This window comes from Duganella sp. SG902 (genome assembly GCF_013376005.1).
Classification (GTDB): Bacteria; Pseudomonadota; Gammaproteobacteria; order Burkholderiales; family Burkholderiaceae_D; genus Rugamonas.
Genome location: NZ_JABMJK010000014.1, coordinates 33,544 through 55,348 on the forward strand (window position 1 = coordinate 33,544; position 21,805 = coordinate 55,348).

7 protein-coding genes are annotated in these 21,805 nt (G+C 67.1%); all 7 read left to right on the plus strand.

All coding sequences use genetic code 11. The annotated features are described in order from the left end of the window. Positions 1-161 precede the first annotated feature (161 nt). Positions 162-13,973 carry an S-layer family protein gene (locus FHW83_RS24195; RefSeq protein ID WP_176648922.1) on the plus strand — a complete coding sequence of 4,604 codons (13,812 nt, stop codon included), beginning with the start codon at positions 162-164 and terminating at the stop codon, positions 13,971-13,973. Between the two features lie 193 nt (positions 13,974-14,166). Further along, positions 14,167-17,373, plus strand: a complete 3,207-nt coding sequence (locus tag FHW83_RS24200; protein WP_176648923.1) for a methyltransferase domain-containing protein — start codon at positions 14,167-14,169, stop codon at positions 17,371-17,373. 29 nt (positions 17,374-17,402) lie between these two features. Next, a complete protein-coding gene (locus tag FHW83_RS24205) occupies positions 17,403-18,287 on the plus strand; it encodes a glycosyltransferase (protein WP_176648924.1) in 885 nt (294 codons plus the stop codon). A 9-nt stretch (positions 18,288-18,296) separates the two neighbouring features. Then, complete coding sequence (locus tag FHW83_RS24210; RefSeq protein WP_176648925.1) at positions 18,297-18,719, plus strand: FdtA/QdtA family cupin domain-containing protein; 423 nt, start codon at positions 18,297-18,299, stop codon at positions 18,717-18,719. A 7-nt stretch (positions 18,720-18,726) separates the two neighbouring features. After that, positions 18,727-20,034, plus strand: coding sequence for an MBL fold metallo-hydrolase (locus FHW83_RS24215; RefSeq protein ID WP_176648926.1), 1,308 nt, complete (start codon positions 18,727-18,729; stop codon positions 20,032-20,034). Between the two features lie 17 nt (positions 20,035-20,051). Further along, complete coding sequence (locus FHW83_RS24220) at positions 20,052-21,164, plus strand: DegT/DnrJ/EryC1/StrS aminotransferase family protein (RefSeq protein WP_176648927.1); 1,113 nt, start codon at positions 20,052-20,054, stop codon at positions 21,162-21,164. Position 21,165: 1 nt separating this feature from the next. Next, positions 21,166-21,711: a GNAT family N-acetyltransferase gene (locus tag FHW83_RS24225; RefSeq protein WP_176648928.1), complete on the plus strand. Its 546-nt coding sequence runs from the start codon at positions 21,166-21,168 to the stop codon at positions 21,709-21,711. Positions 21,712-21,805 lie beyond the last annotated feature (94 nt).

The window sequence follows — 21,805 nt, forward strand, 5'->3', positions numbered from 1 at the left end:
CAGAATACTTATTTCCGGATCAAAAATAGGCGGCGAAACCGCCCCGTCAATCAACGCTAAGTCATTGTTTTCAGGCCAAGATTTGAGGGCTGAATCGGTGTTTTTTCTCTGGATAAGCCCGTTTGGCGGTACTATATTCTTCCGTCAGGAGAATATTCAACATGCCATCTTTAATCCCTGGTTTAACCACCGAACAAATCGCCGGCCTGCAGAGCAATCAGATCGCTTTATTGACGACTGCGGACATCGGCTTGCTCTCGACCCTGCAGATGACCGCCTGGGGCACGGAGCAGCTCGCCTTCTTCAGCAGCAATCAGATCCGGGCATTGTCGGTGCAGAACCTGCAAACGCTGAGCACAGACCAGCTCGGCTACGGATTCAACACGCGCCAGGTGCAGGCGCTGGCCAGCAACCAGTTGACCGGACTGACGACCAACCAGTTGACGGCCGGCCTCAATACCGACCAGTTCGCCGCCCTGACCACCGCGCAACTGAACGCCCTGACGGCCAGCCAGTTCGCCATCATCGCCACCGATGACATCGCCGCCCTGCGCACCGCGCAAGTGGCCGCCATCAACACCAACCTGTTCCACACGCTGACCAGCAAGCAAATCGTCGCCCTGACCTCCGACCAGTTTGCCGCGCTGCAGACCAGCCAGATCGCCAACCTGACCACGGCGCAGCTGGCCGCGATTGAAACCGAGGACATCGGCGCGCTCGGCACCAGGCAGCTGAACGCGCTCGCCATCACCCAGCTGGACGCCCTGAGCACCGCGCAGATGGCGGCGCTCAGCACCAAACAGATCGCCAACCTCGGCACGCTGCAGATCAACTCGCTGAGCACGGCGCAACTGGCCGCCATCGGCACCGACGGCCTGTCCAACCTCAAGACCCAGCAACTGGCCGCGCTCAACACGCAGCAATTCGCCGCGCTCAACAGCGACCAGATCGTCGCCCTGACCACCGCCCAGGCGGCCGCGCTGACCACCCAGCAATTGGGCCAGATGTCCAGCGCGCAGCTGTCCGCCATGGAGTCGCAAGACCTGCGCGCGCTGAAGAGCCAGCAACTGGGCGCCCTCGGCACCGCCGCCATCGCGGCGCTGGCCACCGACCAGATCACCGCGCTGACCACCGCGCAAGTCGCGGCGCTGACCAGCGCGCAGGTGCGCAGCCTGGGCACGGCCCAGATCGTCGCCCTGAGCACGGCGCAAGCCGCCGCATTGACCACGGCGCAAGTGCAGGCCCTGAGCAGCCAGCAAGTGGCCGCGATGGAGACGCAAGACATCGCCGCGCTGAAGACTGCGCAGCTGAACGCGCTGGGCAGCGCCCAGTTGAACGCGCTCGGCAGCGACCAGCTGGCGGCCCTGACCACGCAGCAGGCGTCCAACCTGGCCACCCAGCTCATCGCCGCCCTTGGCACCGCGCAAGTGGCCGCGCTGGAACTGCCGGACCTGGCCGCGCTGAAGAGCCAACAGATCGCCGCCTTCACCACGGCCGGCGTCGCCGCCCTGACCACCGACCAGATCGTCGCCCTGAAGACCGCGCAGACCAACGCGCTGAGCTCGCAGCAGCTGGCCGCCCTCGGCAGCGACCAGGTGCGCGCGCTGGAAACCCAGGACCTGGCCGCCATCCGCACCAGCCAGCTGAACGGCATCAGCAGCGCCAACATCGCCGCCCTGGGCACTGATCAGGTGGCCGCGCTGACCACCGCGCAGATTTCCAATTTCAGCAACAGCCAGTTGGCCGCGCTCGACAGCGACCAGATCATCGGCCTGACCACCCTGCAGGCGGGCGCCCTGACCACCGCGCAGATCGCCGGCCTGAGCAGCGCCCAGGTGGCCGCGCTGGAAACCCGCGACCTGCGCGCGCTGAAGACCAGCCAGATCGTGGCCCTGACCACGGCGCAGATCGCCGCGCTGGGCACCGACCAGATCGCCGGGCTGAGCACGCAACAAATCGCCGCGCTGACCACGCGCCAGTTCGTCATCCTGAGCACCGACCAGATCGTTGCGCTGAGCACCCAGCACATGGTGGCGCTGACCACCCAGCAGCTGAGCCAGATGACCAGCACCCAGCTGGCCGCGCTGGAGACCCAGGACTTCGCCGCGCTCAAGAGCCAGCAAGTGGCCGCGCTGGGCACCGCCACCACCTCGGTGCTGAGCACCGATCAGCTGGCCGCGCTGAGCACCGCGCAAATCGCCGCCATGCCCAGCGCGCAGATCCGCACCCTGAGCACCGACCAGATCGTCGCCCTCAACACGGCGCAGATCGCCGCCCTGCAGACCGCGCAAGTCCAGGCGCTGAGCAGCGGCCAGATCGCCGCGATTGAAACCCGCGACCTGGCCGCCATGCGCACCGCGCAGTTGACCGTGCTGAGCAGCGCACAACTGGCCGCGCTCGGCAGCGACCAGATCGCCGCGCTGACCACGGCGCAGGCATCGAATCTCGGCACCCAGCAGATCGCCACGCTGAGCACGGCGCAACTGGCGGCGCTGGAAACGCAAGACCTGGCCGCCCTGCGCAGCCAGCAGATCGCCGCCATCAGCAGCGCCGGCATCGCCGCGTTGGGCACCGCACAGGTGGCCTCGCTGACCTCGGCCCAGATCGGCGCGCTGCAAACCCGCCAGCTGGCCGCCCTGGATACCGACCAGGTCGCCGTCCTGAGCGCGGCGCAAGCCGCCGGCCTTGGCACCCAGCAGATCGCCGCGCTGTCGACGCTGCAAGCGGCCGCGCTCGGCACCGACACGCTGTCCAGCCTGAAAACCCAGCAGATCGCCGCGCTGGCCACCGGCGCCGTGGCCGCGCTGAGCACCAACCAGATCGTTGCCTTGAGCACGCTGCAAGCCAATGCGCTGAGCTCGCAACAACTGGCGGCGCTGTCGACCGACCAGCTGGCCGCCATGGAAACCCGCGACCTGGCGGCCCTGCGCACCAGCCAGTTGAACGGCTTGGGCACCGCCGGCATCGCCGCCCTCAGCACCGCGCAAGTGGCCGCGCTGGGCACCGCTTTGCTGTCCAGCCTGACCACGCGCCAGCTGGCCGCGCTCGACAGCGACCAGATCGTCAGCCTGACCACCGCGCAAGCGGCCTCGCTGACCACGCAGCAAATCGCCAGCCTCGGCACGGCGCAGATCGCCGCGCTGGAAACCGCCGACCTGGCCGCGCTGAGGACCGCGCAAATCGTCGCCCTCACCACCGCCCAGCTGGTGGCGCTGGGCACCGGACAAATCGTCGGCCTGAGCTCGCAGCAAGTGGCGGCGCTGACCACGCGCCAGGTGGCCGCCTTGTCGAGCGACCAGATCCTGTCCCTGCAGGCGTCGGCGCTGGCCGCGCTGCAATCGCAGCAGGTGGCGGCGCTGAGCAGCAACTCGGTGGCGGCCTTGACCACGGCCCAGATCGCCGCGCTGAGCACCGCCGTGCTGAGCTCGTTCACCACCGGCCAGATCGCCCTGCTGAGCACCGACCAGATCGTGGCCCTGAGCACGCTGCAAAGCGCCGCCCTGACCACCCGCCAGGTGGCCGCGCTGACCACCGACCAGGTCAACGCGCTGGAGACCCAGGATCTGGCCGCCTTCAACACGGCCCAAGTCGTCGCGCTGGGCAGCACCCAGATCGGCGCCCTGAACACCGCGCAAATCGCCGGCCTGCGCTCGCAGCAGGTGGCCGCGCTGGCCACCCGCCAGCTGGCCGCGCTGTCGACCGACCAGGTGGCCGCGCTGGAAACCCAAGACCTGGCCGCCCTCAACTCGCAACAGGCGCTGGCCCTGGGCAGCAACGCCGTGGCCGCGCTGACCACCGCGCAGGTGGCCGCGCTGACCTCGACCGTGCTGTCCGCCCTGAACAGCACGCAGATCGGCGCCCTGACCAGCGACCAGATCGTGGCCCTGAGCACCGCGCAAGCCGGCGTGCTGACCTCGCGCCAGGTGGCCGCGCTGTCCACCGACCAGCTGGGCGCGCTGGAAACGCAGGACCTGGCCGCCTTCAAGACCAGCCAGATCGCCGCCCTCGGCAGCGCGCAGATCGCCGCGCTGAGCAGCGACCAGGCCGCCGCGCTGACCTCGCAGCAGGTCGCAGCGCTGAGCTCGCAACAAATCGCCGTGCTGGCCAGCGACCAGATCGTGGTCATGTCCAGTTCCGACCTGGCCGCCCTGCAATCGAAACAGGTGGGCGCGCTGGCCACCGGCACCCTGGCCGCGCTGACCACCGCGCAAGTGGCGGCGCTGACCAGCACCGTGCTGGCCGCCCTGAACACCGCGCAAGCCGCCGCCCTCACCACCGACCAGATCGTCGCGCTGGCGACCGCCCAGATCGGCGTGCTGAGCACGGCCGACCTGGCCACGCTGTCCACCGACCAGGTCAACGCGCTGGAAACGCGCGACTTCGCCGCGCTGAAAACCAGCCAGATCGCGGGCCTGACCTCGGACCAGATCGGTTCGCTGAACACCAGCCTGATCGTGGCGCTCACCACCAGCCAGGCCGCCGCGCTGACGCTGGCGCAACTGAACGCCCTCTCCACCGACCAGCTGGCCGCGATGGAAACCCAGGACTTCGCCGCGCTCAAGACCAGCCAGCTGCTGGGCCTGGGCACCAAGGGCCTCGCCACCCTGACGCCGGCCCAGGTGGCCGCGCTGGGCACGGCGCAGATCGTGCAGCTGAGCTCGGACCAAGTGCAGGTCTTGAGCAGCGCCCAGCTGGCCGCCCTGACCACGGCGCAGGTCGGCGCGCTCACCACCGCCCAGGTCGGCTACCTGCTGACCCAGCAAGTGGCGGTGCTGACCACCGCCGACTGGGCCGCGCTGAAAACCAGCCAGCTCAACGCGCTGAGCACCAGCCAGATCGCCGCCGTCACCACCGACCAGATCGTGGCGCTGAGCTCGCAACAGGCCGCCGCGCTCACCACACGCCAGCTGGCCACGTTCTCGACCGACCAGCTGAACGCCATGGAAAGCGCCGACCTCGGCGCGCTCACCTCGGCCCAGATCGCCAGCCTCGGCACCACCAATATCGCCGCGCTGGAACTGGCCCTGCTGGCCGTGCTGAAAACCCAGCAGACCGCCGCCCTGACCACCGCGCAAATCCAGGCGCTGGGCACGGCGCAGATCGCCGGCCTGAGCACGCTGCAGGCGTCCAACCTGACCAGCGCGCAAATCGCCGCCCTCGGCAGCGACCAGGTGCGGGCGCTGGAAACCGCCGACCTCAACGCGCTGAAGAGCACGCAGATCACCGCCCTGGGCAGTGAACAGGTGGCCCAGCTGACCACCGACCAGATCGTCGCCCTGAATTCGCAGCAGGTGGCCGCGCTGGCCACGCGCCAGCTGGCCGCGCTCGACAGCGACCAGATCGCCGCGCTGGAAACGCGCGACCTGATCGCGCTGCAGACCGCGCAAATCGCCAGCCTCGGCACCGACAAGCTGAACGCGCTGACCAGCGCCCAGGTGCAGGCGCTGAGCACGGCGCAGATCGCCGCGCTGGGCACCAGCCAGTTGCGCAACCTGAGCACCGACCAGGTGGCCGCCCTGAACACCCTGCAAATCAGCAACCTGCTGACCGCGCAGATCGCCGCCCTGACCACCGACCAGCTGGCCGCCTTCGGCACCCACGACCTGGCCGCGCTGAAGACCTCGCAAATCGCCGCGCTGACCACCGGCCAGATCAGCGAACTGAGCACCGACCAGATCGCCGCCCTGAACGCGCAGCAAGTGGCGGCCCTGAGCAGCCGCCAGTTGAACGCGCTGACCACCGACCAGATCGTGGCGCTGGAAACGCGCGACCTGATCGCGCTGACCACGGCGCAGATGAGCAGTCTCAACACCGACAGCCTGAACGCCCTCACCAGCACGCAGCTGCAGGCGCTGGGCACGGCCCAGCTCGGCGCCCTGAGCACCGGCCAGCTAGGCGCGCTGGACACCGCGCAGATCGCGGCGCTGAGCACGCTGCAGGCGTCCAACCTGAGCACCGCCCACATCGCCGCGCTGAGCAGCGACCAGTTGCAAGCGCTGGAAACGCAGGACCTGGCCGTGCTGAAAACCGCGCAGATCGCCGCGCTGGGCACGGCGCAGATCAGCCTGTTGAGCACCAACCAGATCGTGGCCCTGAATTCGCAGCAAGTGGCTGTCCTGAGCAGCCGCCAGCTGGGCGCGCTGACCAGCGACCAGATCGTGGCCATCGAAACGCGCGACCTGGCGGCGCTGACCACGCTGCAAATCGCCGGCTTCAGCACCGACAACCTGAACGCGCTGACCACCGCGCAATTGCAGGCGCTCAACACGGCGCAGATCGCCGCCCTGAGCAGCAACCAGCTGCGCGCGCTGGACACCGCCCAGATCGTCGCCTTGAGCACGCTGCAGGCGTCCAGCCTGACCTCGCAACAAATCGCCGCGCTGACCAGCGACCAGCTGCAAGCGCTGGAAACCGCCGACTTCGCCGCGCTGAAAACCGCGCAGCTGGCGGTCCTGTCCACCAGCCAGATCGGCCTGCTGAGCAGCGACCAGATCGTCGCACTGACCACCCAGCAGATCGCCAGCCTGAGCACGCGCCAGCTGGCCGCGCTGGAAACCAGCCAGGTGATCGCGATTGAAACACGCGACCTGGCCGCCCTGACCACCGCGCAAATGAGCGGCCTCGGCAGCGAAAGCCTCAACGCCCTCGGCAGTGAGCAGGTACGCGCCCTGAACAGCGCCCAGCTGAACGCCCTCAACAGCGCGCAACTGCAGTCCTTGTCCACCGCGCAAGTGGCGCTGTTGAGCACCGCCCAGGCGACCAACCTGAGCACCACGCAAGTCCAGCTGCTCGGCAGCGACCAGCTGGTCGCCCTGGGCACCGACACCCTGGCCGTACTGAAAACCCAGCAGGTCGCCGCCCTGAAAACCAGCCAGATCGCCAGCCTCAACGCCGCGCAGATCGCCGCGCTGAGCACCCTGCAGGTCAGCAACCTCGGCACGCAGCAAGTGGCCGCGCTCGGCACCGACCAGCTGAACGCGCTGGAATCGCAAGACCTGCAAGCGCTGCGCACGGCGCAGATCGCCGCGCTGGGCACCAGCCAGATCGCCGGCCTGAGCACCGGGCAGGCCGCCGCCCTCAGCACCCTGCAGATCAGCAACCTGAGCACCACGCAACTGGCGGCGGTCGGCAGCGCGCAACTGCAAGCGTTCTCCACCACCGACATCGTGGCGCTGAAGACCGCGCAAGTGACGGCGCTCACCACCAGCCAGCTGGACGCCCTGCTGAGCGACCAGTTCCGCGCCCTCAACACGGCGCAGATCAACGCGCTGGGCACGGCGCAATTCCAGTCGCTGGGCAGCGAGCAGATCGTGGCCCTGACCACGCTGCAGGCCGCCAACCTCAACTCCGCGCAACTGCAGGCGCTCAGCGCCAGCCAGCTGGCCGCGCTGGAAACCGAAGACCTGGCGGCGATGAAGACCGCGCAAGTCAACGCCTTCAAGACCAGCCAGATCGTCCTGCTCAACAGCGATCAGATCGCCGGCCTGAGCACGCTGCAAGTGTCGACCCTGGCCTCGCAGCAAGTGGCCGCGCTGGGCACCGCCCAGGTGCAGGCGCTGGAAACCCAGGACCTGGCCGCGCTGAAGACGGCGCAACTGCAAGTGCTGGGCAGCGACCAGCTGGACGCCATCACCACCACCCAGCTGCAAGCGCTGACGGCGGCCCAGCTGGCGTCGCTGGCCACGGCGCAGATCCAGGCGTTGCTGACCACGCAGATCGCCGCGCTGACCACGCAACAAGTGGGCGCCCTGGCCACCGGCCAGATCGCCAGCCTGAGCACCAGCCAGCTGGCCGCCTTCACCACCGATGAAATCGCCGCGCTGAAGAGCGCGCAGGTGGCGTCGCTGCTGACCGCGCAAGTGGTGCGCCTGAGCACCGACCAGGTATTCGCGCTGACCAGCAACCAGGTGGCCGCCATGACCACCGGCCAGCTGTCCTCGCTGAGCTCCGACCAGGTGGGCGCCTTCGGCACCGAGGACCTGGCCGCGCTGAGCGCCGCGCAACTGGCCGCGCTCGGCTCGCTGGCCAACCTCAGCACCGACCAGATCCAGGCCCTCACCACGGCCCAGATCGGCGGCCTGACCACGGCCCAGATCGCCGCGCTGAACACCGCGCAAATCGTCGCCCTGACCACGCGCCAGATCGGCGCCCTCAGCACCAACGGCGTTGGCGTGCTGAGCAGCGACCAGCTGAAAGCGCTGGAACTGGAAGACTTGGCCGCGATGAAGACGTCGCAGATCAACGCCCTGAGCACCACCCAGGTGACGCAGCTGAGCACCGACCAGATCGCCGCCCTGACCACGCTGCAGTTCGGCACCCTGCTGACGCAGCAGGTGGCCGCGCTCGGCACCGCGCAGATCAAGGCCCTGTCGGCCGACGACATCGCGGCGTTGAAAACCGCGCAAGCCGCCACCCTCGGCAGCGACCAGCTCGGCGTGCTGTCCGACCTTCAGGTGCAAGCCCTGTCCGGCACCAACCTGAACGCCCTCGGCAGCGCGCAAGTGCGGGCGCTGAGCACCGACCAGATCGTCGCCCTGACCACGCAGCAATACGCCCTGCTCGGCAGCGCGCAAGTGGCCGCCCTCAGCACCAAGCAACTGAGCGCGATCGAGCAGGATGACCTGGCCGCGCTGAAAACCGCCCAGATCGCCATCCTCGGCACCGACCAGATCCAGGCGCTGGCGCCGGACCGCATCGCCGCGCTGACCACCGCGCAGGCGCAGGCGCTGAGCAGCACCCAGCTGCAGGCGCTGGGCTCGGCCCAAGTGCAGGCGCTGAGCACGGCCGACCTGTTCGCGCTGAAGTCGGCGCAGATCGCCGCCCTCAACACCAACCAGCTGAACGCGCTGCTGGACTACCAGCTGCAAAGCTTCGGCCTGGTCCAACTGGGCGCGCTCAGCAGCACGCAGCTGCAGGCGCTCGGCAGCGACCAGATCATCCAGCTAACCACCACGCAGTACGGCTACCTGACCACCGCGCAGGTCGCGCTGCTGACCACCGCCCAGCTCGGCGCCATCGAGCTGGAAGACCTGGCCGCGCTCAAGACCGCGCAGTTGCTGGCCCTCGGCAGCGACCAGATCCAGTCGCTGACGGTGGACCGCATCGCCGCGCTGACCACGCTGCAGGCCCAGTCGCTGGCCACCCAGCAACTGGCGGTGCTGACCACGGCGCAAGTGCAGGCGCTGGAAACCGACGACCTGGCCGCGCTGAGATCCAGCCAGCTGCAGGCGCTGAGCAGCGCCCAGCTCAACGCGCTGAGCTTCAGCCAGGTGCAAAACCTCGGCAGCGCCCAGTTGAACGCCCTGACCAGCGCGCAATTCCATGCCCTGGGCAGCGACCAGATCATCGCCCTCAGCACCACGCAAGCCAGCCAGCTGGCCAGCGCGCAGTTGATCGCGCTGAGCTCCGACCAACTGGCCGCGCTGGAACTGGAAGACCTGGCCGCGCTGCTCAGCAACCAGATCGCCGCGCTGACCACGCAACAGTTCAGCCAGCTCGACCTGGCGCACGTCGGCGCGCTGACCACGGCGCAAGCCATCGCCGTGACCACGGCGCAACTGGCGGCGCTGTCCACCAGCCAGTTCCAGGCGCTCAGCACCGACAACCTGGCGGCCCTGAAAACCGCGCAGATCGCCGCGCTGACCACCAACCAGCTGATCACGCTGACCCAGGACCAGCTGCAAAACCTGACCACCGACCAGATCGACGCGCTGACCTCGGCCCAGGCCTCGTCGCTGACGACCGACCAGATCGCCTCCCTGACCTCGACCCAGGTCGACAACCTGGGCACGCGCCAGTTGAACGCGCTGACCAGCGCGCAGATCGCCGCCATCAGCACCGACAACTTCACCACGCTGTCGAGCGTGCAGATCGGCGCGCTCAACGCGGCCCAGTTCGGCGCCATCACCACCGACCAGATGGTGGCCCTGAGCAGCGAACAGGCCGTGGCGCTGACCACCGCGCAGATCGCCGCATTCAGCAGCGACCAGCTGGACGCGCTGGAAACGCGCGACTTCGTGGTGCTGAAAACGGCGCAGATCGCCGCCATCAGCGCTGCCAACGTGGCGGCGCTGACCACCGACATCGTCAGCGTGCTGACCACCGCGCAGTTCGCCGGCCTGAACACCGACCAGATCGCCGCCCTGCAGACCGACCAGATCGTGGCGCTGACCAGCGCCCAGGTCACCACGCTGAGCTCGGCCCAGATCGGCGCCCTCAGCCCTGATCAGGTGAGCGCGTTGGCGACCGAAGACTTCGTCTCGCTGCGCAGCAGCCAGCTGGCCGCCTTCAACACCGCGCAGTTCGCGGCGCTGACCAGCGACCAGCTGAACGCGCTGTCCACCAGCGCCTTCACCGCGCTGACCACGGCCATGCTGAGCCAGCTGACCGCCAGCCAGTTCAGCCAGCTGAGCACGGCGCAGATCGGCGCCCTGACCACGGCGCAGGCTGTGTCGCTGAGCACCGACCAGCTGGCTGCGCTGACCAGCGACCAGTTCCCGGTCCTCAGCACCAGCGCCATCCGTGTGTTGCAGTCCGACCAGTTCGGCGCGCTGAGCACCGATCAGATCGTGGCGCTGGCCACCCAGCAAGTGCGCGCCCTGAACAGCATGCAACTGGGCGGCCTGACCACCGACCAGGTGGCGGCGCTGGAAACCCGCGACCTCGCGGCCTTGACCACCGCGCAACTGAACCTGCTGAACACCGACCAGGTGCAGGCACTGCTGACCGACCAGCTGGCCTCGCTGTCCACCGCGCAGCTCAGCACCCTGAGCACCGACCAGATCAGCGCCGGCCTCAACACCGACCAAATCGTCGCCCTGACCACGCAGCAAGCCGCCGCCCTGGCCACCAAACAGGTCGCGGCCCTGACCACCGACCAGATCGTCGCGCTGGAAACGCAGGACTTGTCCTCGTTCAGCACGCGCCAGATGGTGGCGCTGACCAGCGACCAGGTGAGCGCGCTGCGCAGCGACCAATTGAACGCGCTGACCACGGCCGAACTGGCCGCGCTCACCACCAGCCAGCTGATCAACGGTCTGAGCACCGACCAGCTGGTGGCGCTGGACACCGCCCACCTGAACGCGCTGACCACCAACCAGCTGACCTACGGCATCAGCAGCGACGCCATCGCCACGCTGACCACCGACCAGCTGCAATCGCTGCGCACCGCGCAGACCGCCTACCTGGGCACGGCGCAGGTGGCCGCGCTGACCACCGACCAGATCGTCGCCCTGAGCAGCCAGCAGGTCGCCACCCTGACCACCCAGCAGGTGACCTCGCTGACCACCGACCAGATCGTCGCGCTGGAAACGGCCGACCTGGCCTCGTTCACCACGCGCCAGATGGTGGCGCTGAACACCGACCAGGTGGCGGCCCTGACCAGCGACCAGTTGAACAGCCTGACCACCACCGAGCTGGCGGCACTCACCACCAGCCAGCTCAGCCTCGGCCTCACCACCGACCAGCTGGTCACGCTGGATAGCGCCCACATCAGCGCGCTGACCACCAACCAGCTGGCCTACGGTGTCGGCGTGGCGTCGATCGCCGCCTTGACCACCGACCAGATCCAGGCGCTGCGCACCACGCAAGCGGCGACCCTGACCACGCTGCAAGTGCAGGCGTTGACCACCGACCAGATCGTCGCGCTGACCACCGCGCAGGCGTCCACCCTGAGCACCCAGCAGGTCGCGTCGCTGACCAACGACCAACTGGCCGCGCTGGAAACGGCCGACCTCAACGCCTTCAGCACGCGCCAGGTGGTGGCCCTGCAGGTCACCCAGGTGGCCTCGCTGAGCAGCGACCAGCTGAACAGCCTGAGCACCACGCAACTGACGGCGCTGACCACCAACCAGCTCGTCAACGGCCTCACCAGCGGGCAGGCACGCGCGCTGAGCACCGACCAGATCTACGCCCTCAGCACCCAGCAGCTGGCCTACGGCTTCAGCGTCGACAACCTGAACGCGCTGACCAGCGACCAGATCCAGTCGCTGCGCACCGTGCAGATCGCCGGCCTGACCACGCTGCAGGCGAGCGGCCTGAGCACCGACCAGATCGCGGCGCTGGCCACCGCGCAGATGACCGGCCTCAACACCGCGCAAATGCAGGCGCTGACCGGCGACCAACTGGCCGCCATCAACACCGCGCAGCTCGCCGCGCTCGACACCCAGGACCTGGCCGCGCTGAGCGCCAGCCAGTTCACCGGCCTCAGCACCGACCAGACCGTGGCGCTGACCACGGCCCAGGTGCGCGGCCTGAAGACGCTGCAAATCAACGCCATCGGCGCCAGCCAGATCGGCGTCTTCACCAGCGACCAGCTGCAGGCGCTGAGCACCCAGCAGGCCGCCGCGCTGAGCGTGGACGCCGTCACCGGCCTCTCGACCGCGCAGCTGAACGTGCTGACCACGGCCGACGTCGCCGCGCTGGGCACGCTGCAGATCTCCAGCATCGACACCGCCAAGCTGGTCGGCCTGAACACCGACCAGATCCAGGCCCTGACCAGCGCGCAACTGGGCGCCATCACCAACGACCAACTGATCGCCTTCGGCACCGGCCAGGTCGCGGCGCTGCGCACCGCGCAGATCGGCTACCTGAGCACCATCCAGCTGGGCGCGCTGACCAACACCCAGGTGCAGGCGCTGACCACCGACCAGATCGCCTCGATCAAGCTGACCCAGATCCCGGCGCTGACCGTCGATCAAATGGGCGTGCTGCAAAGCGACCAGCTGCGCGCGCTGACCACTGGCCAGATCCAAACGCTGTCGGCCTCGCAGCTGACCGCGTTGAGCAGCGCCCAGGCCGGCGCCCTGACCACGGCGCAGATGGGCGCGCTGAAGGTGGCCCAGATCAGCACGCTGGACGCGACCCAGATCAACGGCTTCAGCACCGACCAGCTGGGCGCGTGGAGCACCACCCAGTTCGGCGCGCTGACCAACGCCCAGATCGGCTACCTGTCGACCGACCAGATCGCCGGCCTGACCACCACGCAAGTGGCCGGCATCAAGACCAGCCAGCTGATCGTGTTCAGCAACGCCCAGCTGCAAGCCTTCACCGCCACCCAGGTGCCGGCGCTGGCCACGGCCGGGCTGACCTCGCTGAGCGTGGCGCAGGCCGACGCCTTCAGCGGCGCGCAGGTGGCGGCAATGTCGGTCACGCAGACCATGGCGCTGCCGTCCGGTTCGGTGAACTACGCCACCCCGCTGATCCTCGACCTGGACGGCAATGGCGTACAAACCCTGAGCATCGCGGCCGGCGTGCAGTTCGACATCCGCGGCGAAGGCAAGCCGGTGCAGACCGGCTGGGTGGACGCCCGTGACGGCCTGCTGGCCCTGGATCGCAACGGCGACGGCGTCATCAACGACGGCGGCGAACTGTTCGGCGGCGCCACCACGCTGGCGGACGGCGGCAAGGCGGCCGACGGCTACAGCGCCCTGCGCGCGCTGGACAGCAACGGCGACGGCCAGATCACCAGCGCCGACAGCGCCTACGCTGCCCTGCGCGTGTGGGTGGACGGCAACTCGGACGGCATCAGCCAGACCGGCGAGCTGAAAACCCTGGAGCAGCTCAACATTGCCGCCATCAGCACCCAGGCCGACCACGCGCTGGCCCAGCAAAACGGCAACATCGTGGGCCTGACGTCGAGCTACACCAGCACCGACGGCAGCGTGCACGCCAGCGCCGACGTCTGGTTCCTGGCGCAAAAACAGGCGGCAACATCCACTGCCACCTTGCAACAGCAGGTGTCGGGCCTGAGCCATGCGATCGGCGGCTACGCTGCCGCGGACGCGGCACCTGCGGCGCAAACGCAACAGCTGGACGTGCTGAAGCCTGCGGCCGGCGTGGATACGCAGACGCTGAGCGACGCCCTCAAGCACTACAGCGCCGCCCAGGGCCTGCAAGGCCTGACCGCCGTCTTCACCGGCAAGCCGCAACAACAGGAGCACGCCACCAGTTGGTTCGCCGCCCCGAACCGCTAACGTCATCCCGGCGAAAGCCGGGATCCATGGCACGCTCAGCATGGATTCCGGCTTTCGCCGGAATGACGTAACTGGTGAATGGTTGAGCAGCGGGGGTTTTACAGTCTTGCTCCAGAGCCAAAAGTTGCCCCTTACCCAGCGACAAAAAGGTATGATAGGGCCTACCTTTTTTGGTTCGTTCCCAAGCTCAGCTATGACCGTACAAGCCCCCGCAGCACCCGTTCCCGATAACAGCCCGCTGGGCACCGTCATGGGCATGGCCGCCCAGGGCGTTCTTTCCATCGGCGACCTGTTCGGCGCAGCGGCTGTCCTGCAGGAAAGCGGGCAGTTGCCGGCCGCCATTGCCCTGTACCGCACCTGGATCGAGCACACGCCGTCGCCGCTGGCCTATGCCGCCTGCTTCAACCTGGCCGTGGTGCTGTCCAATGCCGGCGACGACGCCGGCGCCGAGGCCGTGCTGCGCAAGGCCATGGCGCAAAACCCGCATTTCGTCGAGGCCCGCCTCAACCTGGGCACCCTGCTGGAACGCACCGGCCGCCCGGACGACGCGCTGGCCATGTGGAAGTCCATCCTGTCCGACCCGATCGAACCGGATATCAAGACCAACACCACGCTCTACATCCAGACCCTGAACAACCTTGGCCGCCTGCTGGAAATCCAGAAGCGCTACCCGGAAGCGGAAGCCATGCTGGCCCTCAGCCTGCGCGTCGATCCGCAACAGGCCAATGTGATGACGCACTGGGTCCACCTGCGCCAGAAGCAGTGCGAATGGCCGGTGTACGCCGGCCTGGAACACATCTCGGTCGCCACCATGATGGAAGGCACCTCGGCGCTGGCCATGCTCAGCGCCTCGGCCGACCCGGCCATGCAGCTGGCCGCGGCCAAGCGCTTCGTCAACGAAAAGATCAACGCCGCCGTGGCGCCGCTGACCGGCGCCCACGGCTATGGCCACAACCGCCTGCGCATCGGCTACCTGTCCTCGGACTTCTGCTCGCACGCGGTGTCCATCCTGACCGCCGAACTATATGAGCTGCACGACCGTAACAAGTTCGAGGTGTACGCCTTCAGCTGGAGCCGCGAGGACGGCTCGCCGATCCGCGCGCGCGTGGTCAAGGCCATGGACCACTACATCCGCATCGATAAACTGAGCGACGAGCAGGCCGCGCGCACCATCCGCGCCCACGAGATCGACATCCTGGTCGACCTGCACGGCTTGACGCTGGGCGCGCGCCCGCAGATCCTGGCCTACCGCCCGGCGCCGGTGCAGCTGACCTACCTCGGCTTCCCCGGCAGCACCGGCCTGCCCGGCATCGATTACGTGATCGCCGACGAATTCCTGATCACGCCGGAGATGACCGAGCACTTCACCGAGAAGCCGCTGTACCTGCCGGACTGCTTCCAGATCAACGACCGCCAGCGCGCCATCGCGCCCAAGCCGACCCGCGCCTCGGTCAACCTGCCGGAAGACGCGTTTGTCTTCTGCTCGTTCAACAACAACTTCAAGTTCACGCCCGACCTGTTCGAGGTCTGGATGAACATCCTGCGCCGCGTGCCGAATTCGGTCCTGTGGCTGGTGGCCGATTATCCGGAAGTGCGCGAGAACCTGTTCCGCTACGCCGAGCAGGCCGGCATCGACCGCAATCGCCTGATCTTCAACACCCGCGCGGTGCCGGCCGAATACCTGGCGCGCTACCAGCTGGCCGACCTGTTCCTGGACACCTTCCCGTTCAACGCCGGCACCACCGCCAGCGACGCCCTGTGGGCCGGCCTGCCGCTGCTGACCTGCGCCGGCCAGACCTTCTCGTCGCGCATGGCGGGCAGCCTGCTGCGCGCGGTCGACCTGCCGCAGCTGATCACCTACAATTTCGCCGACTACGAAGAGAAGGCGGTGGAACTGGCCAACAACCCGCAGCGCATCGCCGCCATGAAGCGCCAGCTGCAGGCCAACCGCATGACCTGCGCGCTGTTCGACAGCCCGCGCTTCGTGCGCAATATGGAGGCGGCGCTGCTGAAGGTGGCCAAGCCGGCCGCGCCGCGCCTGGCCACGCCGGCGCATGCGGTGCGGCCGTCGGAAGAGTCGCCGGCCGCGCCAGTGCGCATCGACCAGATCCCGATCGTGGCCGTGTCCTACAACGCGCCGGACCTGATCGAAGCGCTGCTGCGCACCCTGCGCCAGCACTACACCAACCGCGTCTACATCATCGACGGTTCGAATCCGGACGTGGCGGAGCAGATCCGCGCCATCACGGACGGCCATGAGAATGTGGAGTTCATCCCCTTCGGCTACAACATCCACCACGGCCCCGGCATGTCGTGGGCCATCAACCACCTTGGCCTGTCGGGCGAGGTGCTGTTCCTGGATTCCGACGTCGAGATCCTGAAAGCCGGCTTCCTGGAATCGCTGCACAGCCATCTGAAGCCGGGCATGTACGGCGTCGGCAATGTCCAGTGGGTCAACGAGTCGGGCCACAGCCGCGAGGCCGGCACTGCGGACGCCATCCCTTATCTGCACCCGGCCTGCATGCTGGTGAACGTGGAAGTGATGCGTCAGTGGCCGCTGCCGATCAAGCACGGCGCGCCGCTGCTGCCGGCCATGATCGCGCTGCACCAGGCCGGCGCCTCCAATCTGCTGCAAGGCGTGGACTGGGTGCGCGATGACTTCAGCCGCGAGCCGAAACGCCACTACATCAAGCATGACTGGCAAGGCACCGTGATCCGCACCGGCGGCTATCACTACGACCTGCCCAGCAGCGGCGGCGAATTCAATGCCGACCTGCTCGGCCTCGTGCCGACCAACGCGCGCAAAGTGGTGGAACTGGGTTGCCGCGACGGCTCCTTCGCAAAAGCCTACCGCGCCCGCAACCCGCTGGCCAACTACACCGGTATCGAGGCCGATCCGGCGCCGGCGCAAGCCGCGCGGCCGCACTGCGACTTCGTGTTCAACGAGCATATCGAACAAGCCGGCGCCGACCTGTGGGACCACGTGCGCGGCGCCGATTGCTGGGTGCTGGACGAAGCGCTGGAAACGCTCGACGATCCATGGAGCCTGCTGCAAAAAATCCGCACCAACATCGCACCGGGCGGCAAGATCGTGGTCGCCCTGCGCAACTTCCAGCACTGGAGCATGCAGGCGCGCCTGAACGCCGGCGACCTGCGCTACGGCCCTGGCGGCATCGAGAAGGCCAGCAAGCGTATCTTCACGCGCGGCGTGATGCTGGAGATGCTGCAGCAGAGCGGCTTCCAGATCAGCGGCGGCAGCGCGCGCATCGTTGACGAGCCGGCACGTGAAAAATACCTGCCGGCCATCCGCATGATGGCCGGCGCCAGCGGCGTCGATCCGGTGGTGGCGGTGGAGGATGCGCTGCCGTGGCAGTACATCATGATCGCCGTCGCCGCCTGACGCCTGTTACCGAATACACGGACTTTTACATGAGCTATCCCAAAGTCAGCATCGTCATCCCGTCCTACAAGCCGCAGCATTTCGAGATGTGCCTGCGCTCGGCCATCGGCCAGTCGTACCTGAATATCGAGATCCTCGTCAGCGACAACTGCCCGACCGAGGAGATCCGCGACATCTGCGCCCGCTACGCGCACAACGGCGTGATCTACCAGCGCTCCAGCGTCTACCGCGAGCAGAACGTCAACGCCGCGCTGGCCGGCGCCAAGGGAGAGTTCATCAAGCCGCTGTTCGACGACGACCTGCTGCACCCGTTCTGCATCGAGCGCATGGTGGCCGCCATGCAGCCGCGCCCCGACGTGCAGATGGTGTTTTCGGCTTCGCAGGTGATCAACTCCGACAACGAGCGCATCGAAACGCGCCGCCCGTATGAGGCCAGCGGCACGCTGTCCGGCCTGGACGTGCACCGCCGCGTCACGCTGGGCATGGAGAACTTCATCGGTGAATTCACCACCGTGATGTTCCGCCGCCAGACCATGTGGGACGTCGGCCTGCACCAGCTGTACAAGATGGGCGACCACGATTTCCTCACCGGCCTGGCCGACCTGATCGCCTACCTGAACCTGACCAGGGACGGCAGCATGTTCTACATCGACGAGGAGCTGACCTACTTCCGCAAGGACCCGCGCCTGCAGTCGAACTCCAATCCGACCTCCAACCCGTTCTTCGGCAACTGCTTCTCGGACTACATTGACCTGCTGCGCGTGTCGCTCGACGCGCAGATCATCAGCTCCGACGAGTACCGCTCGATGCACCCGCAGGTGGACGCGGTGTTCCTGCGCCTGAATAACCTGTTCCCGCAAGTCGGCGAGGCGCGCGAACGCTACCTGGCCCGCATGGCCAAACTGGACCAGTAAGGAGAAGCGATGTCCCACCTTGACGAAGCCCGGCTGATCGACCTGCCCAAGTTCCACGACCCGCGCGGCAACCTGTCGGTGATCGAGGGCGGACATCACGTCCCCTTCGACATCAAGCGCGTGTACTACCTGTACGACGTGCCGGGCGGCTCCTCGCGCGCCGGCCACGGCCACCTGCACCTGCAGCAGTTCTTCATCGCCATGTCGGGCAGTTTCGACGTCATCGTGGACGACGGCTACAACCGCAAGAAGATCCACCTGAACCGCTCCTACTACGGCCTGTACGTGCCCGGCATGATGTGGCGCGAGGTGGAGAACTTCTCCTCGGGCGGCGTGTGCCTGGTGCTGGCCTCGACCCACTACGACCCGTCCGACTACTATTTCGACTACGACGAATTCGTGGTCGCCGCGCGCAATCATCACCCTACCTGAACGCATCATGATGAATCCTCAACTGACCCGCTTTTACGAACGCTTCGGCGCCGGCGACGGCCTGTTCTATCCCGGCCACGCCTCGGCGCTGGTGGTCCTGGGCGGCAAGAAGATTTTGTTCGACCCGATCGTGCTGTCGCAGCCCTACGACAATGCGTGGGTGTTCTACCCACCGCAGATCGTCGACCCGCGCTGGTACGAGGTCGATGCCGTGGTGGTGTCGCATATCCACCAGGACCACTACGACTTGCCGTTCCTGCGCAAGCTGCCGCCGCAGGTCAAGCTGATCGTCGTCGGCGACCGCCCCGGTTTCGAGAGCGACATCAAGGAAAAGGTCGGCCGCGAAGTCACCGTGGTGCCGCCGGAAACCGTCAACGAGATCTTCCCCGGCGTGAAGCTGTACGCGATCAACCACGAAAGCAACGGCATCGATTCCTCGGCCATCGTCTACAACGACAACTTCTGCGTCTACCACGGCAACGACAACTACCTGCAGCCGGCATCGATGCGCAAGTTCACCGAGATCAATCCGCACATCAACGTCGCCTGCGTGCCTTACGCCTACATCCACTGGTATCCCTTCCTGATGGAGTACGACAACGACCAGGAGGGCAAGCTGCACAAGGAGCGCGAGCGCGCCCGCCTGGTCAACCACTACATGGACGACTTCCTCAACAACGTCGACATCCTGAAGCCAGACGTCGCCATCCCCTTCGGCGCCAACCTGCTGATCGACGACGGTAATATGCGCTCGGACATCAACATGGCGGTGCAGACGCCGGTCGAGCTGACCGACTACGCCCGCAAGGTGCGTCCGGAAACCGCCAAGCGCGTGCAGCCCATGCTGGCCGGCGACTACTACGGCATCGGCCCGAACGGCCCTGAACTGACCATCGCCCGCACCTATGAGGCGGAGAGCTACCGCGACGACGCCCAGGCCTTCCTGGCTTCGCGCCCGCAGAAAACCCCGAGTGTCGACGGCCCGCCCGTCGATCTGGACCAGTTCCTGCAAACGCTGAACAAGCGCCTCGAAGGCTGCGGCGCGCCGATCGACAATATCGTGCGCATGGACCTGAACTACCGAGGCGGCAAGGTGCTGATCGAGATCGACTGCCTGACCTACAAGGCGCGCGCGGTGGACAGCTTCACCGAAGGCCGCCCGTATCACCACTTCAAGCTGGACCCGGTGGCCTCGTCCGACTGGCTGAACGGCGACGCCTTCCTGGAAATCCTCGGCACCCGCCGCTTCACGCTCAAGCGCGTGCCGGACCTGTACCTGCCGGACCTGCTGCGACTTGTGAACACGGTGTTTTAAAACAGATTGGAACTATCATGAGCGTACCCTTCCTCGACCTGAAAGCCATCAACCTGACGCAAGCCGCCGAGCTGGAAGCCGCCTTCAAGCGCGTGCTCAACTCCGGCTGGTACATCCTCGGCTCCGAAACGGCGGCCTTTGAAGCCAGCTTCGCGGAATACTGCAACAGCGCGCACGGCATCGGCGTGGCCAACGGCCTCGATGCCATCTTCCTGATTTTGAAGGGCTACGGCATCGGTCCCGGCGACGAAGTGATCGTGCCGTCCAACACCTTCATCGCCACCTGGCTGGCGGTCAGCCACTGCGGCGCCAAGCCGGTGCCTGTGGAGCCGGTGGAAGGCACCTACAACATCGATCCGTCGAAGGTGGAAGCGGCCGTCACTGGCAAGACCAAGGCCATCATCGCCGTCCACCTGTACGGCCAGCCGGCCGACATGGGTCCTATGAAGGACATCGCCAAGCGCCGCGGCCTGAAGCTGATCGAAGACGCGGCGCAGGCGCACGGCGCGCGCTACCACGGCGGCGTCACCGGCCAGTTGGGTGACGCGGCGGCTTTCAGCTTCTACCCAGGCAAAAACCTTGGCGCGCTGGGCGACGGCGGCGCCGTCACAACCAGCGACGACGCGCTGGCGGAGCGCATCCGCACCTACCGCAACTACGGCTCCAAGATCAAGTACTACAACGACGTCCCCGGCTACAACTCGCGCCTGGACGAACTGCAGGCGGCCCTGCTGGCGGTCAAGCTCACCACGCTGGACGAAGGCAACGCACAGCGCCGCGCCATCGCCGCCTACTACCAGCAGCACCTGGCCGGCATCGCCGGACTGACGCTGCCAGAAATCCCGTCGTGGGCGGAACCGGTGTGGCACTTGTACGTGGTGCGTCACGCGCAGCGCGACCTGCTGGCCAAGAAGCTGGCGGAAAAACAGATCGGCACCATCGTGCACTATCCGGTGCCGCCGCATTTGCAGCCGGCGTATGCGGAAATGGGCTACAAGGAAGGCGACTTCCCGATTGCGGAAGCGATCCACCGCGAAGTTCTGAGCCTGCCGGTGTCGCCAACCATGACGCTGGAAGATGCCGCCGAAGTGGTGGCTGGCGTCAAAGCCGTGCTGGCGGAATTGGGCTGAGATGTTCCGCAAGCCGCGTTCAGTGCGCGGACGGCAGCTGCTGTTCCGCGACGCCACCGTGGCGGATGCCGAGTTTATCCTCGCACTGCGCACGGACGAAAAGAAAGGCGAGTTTTTATCGGCCACCGTGCCGGACGTGCAAGCGCAGCGCGACTGGCTGGCGCGTTACGCGGCCGATGATGCGCAGGTCTACTTCATCATCTGCAAATTGGATGGCACACCGGTCGGAACCGTGCGGCTGTATGATCAGCGCGGCGATTCGTTCTGCTGGGGATCGTGGATCAAGAGCGATGGCGCGCCCAGTGGTTTCGGCGTCGAGTCGGCGCTAATGGTGTACGACTTCGCGCTGCAAACCGGCTTCACCCGCGCGCACTTCGATGTCCGCAAGGGGAATACGTCCGTGATCCAGTTCCACGAACGCTTCGGCGCCGTGCAGGTGGGCGAGACCGATGAGGACAATCTCTACGAAATGAGCAACGCCGCCATCAAGGCGGCGCTGCAGCAGTATCGCAAATACCTGCCGGACGGCGCGGCCGTCGCGTTCTAACGTCATTCCGGCGAAGGCGGACGGTCCGCCGCTGCGGTCCATGGAATATATGCTTTAACACGGCGGATGCGTTCTATGGATTCCAGCCTTCGCC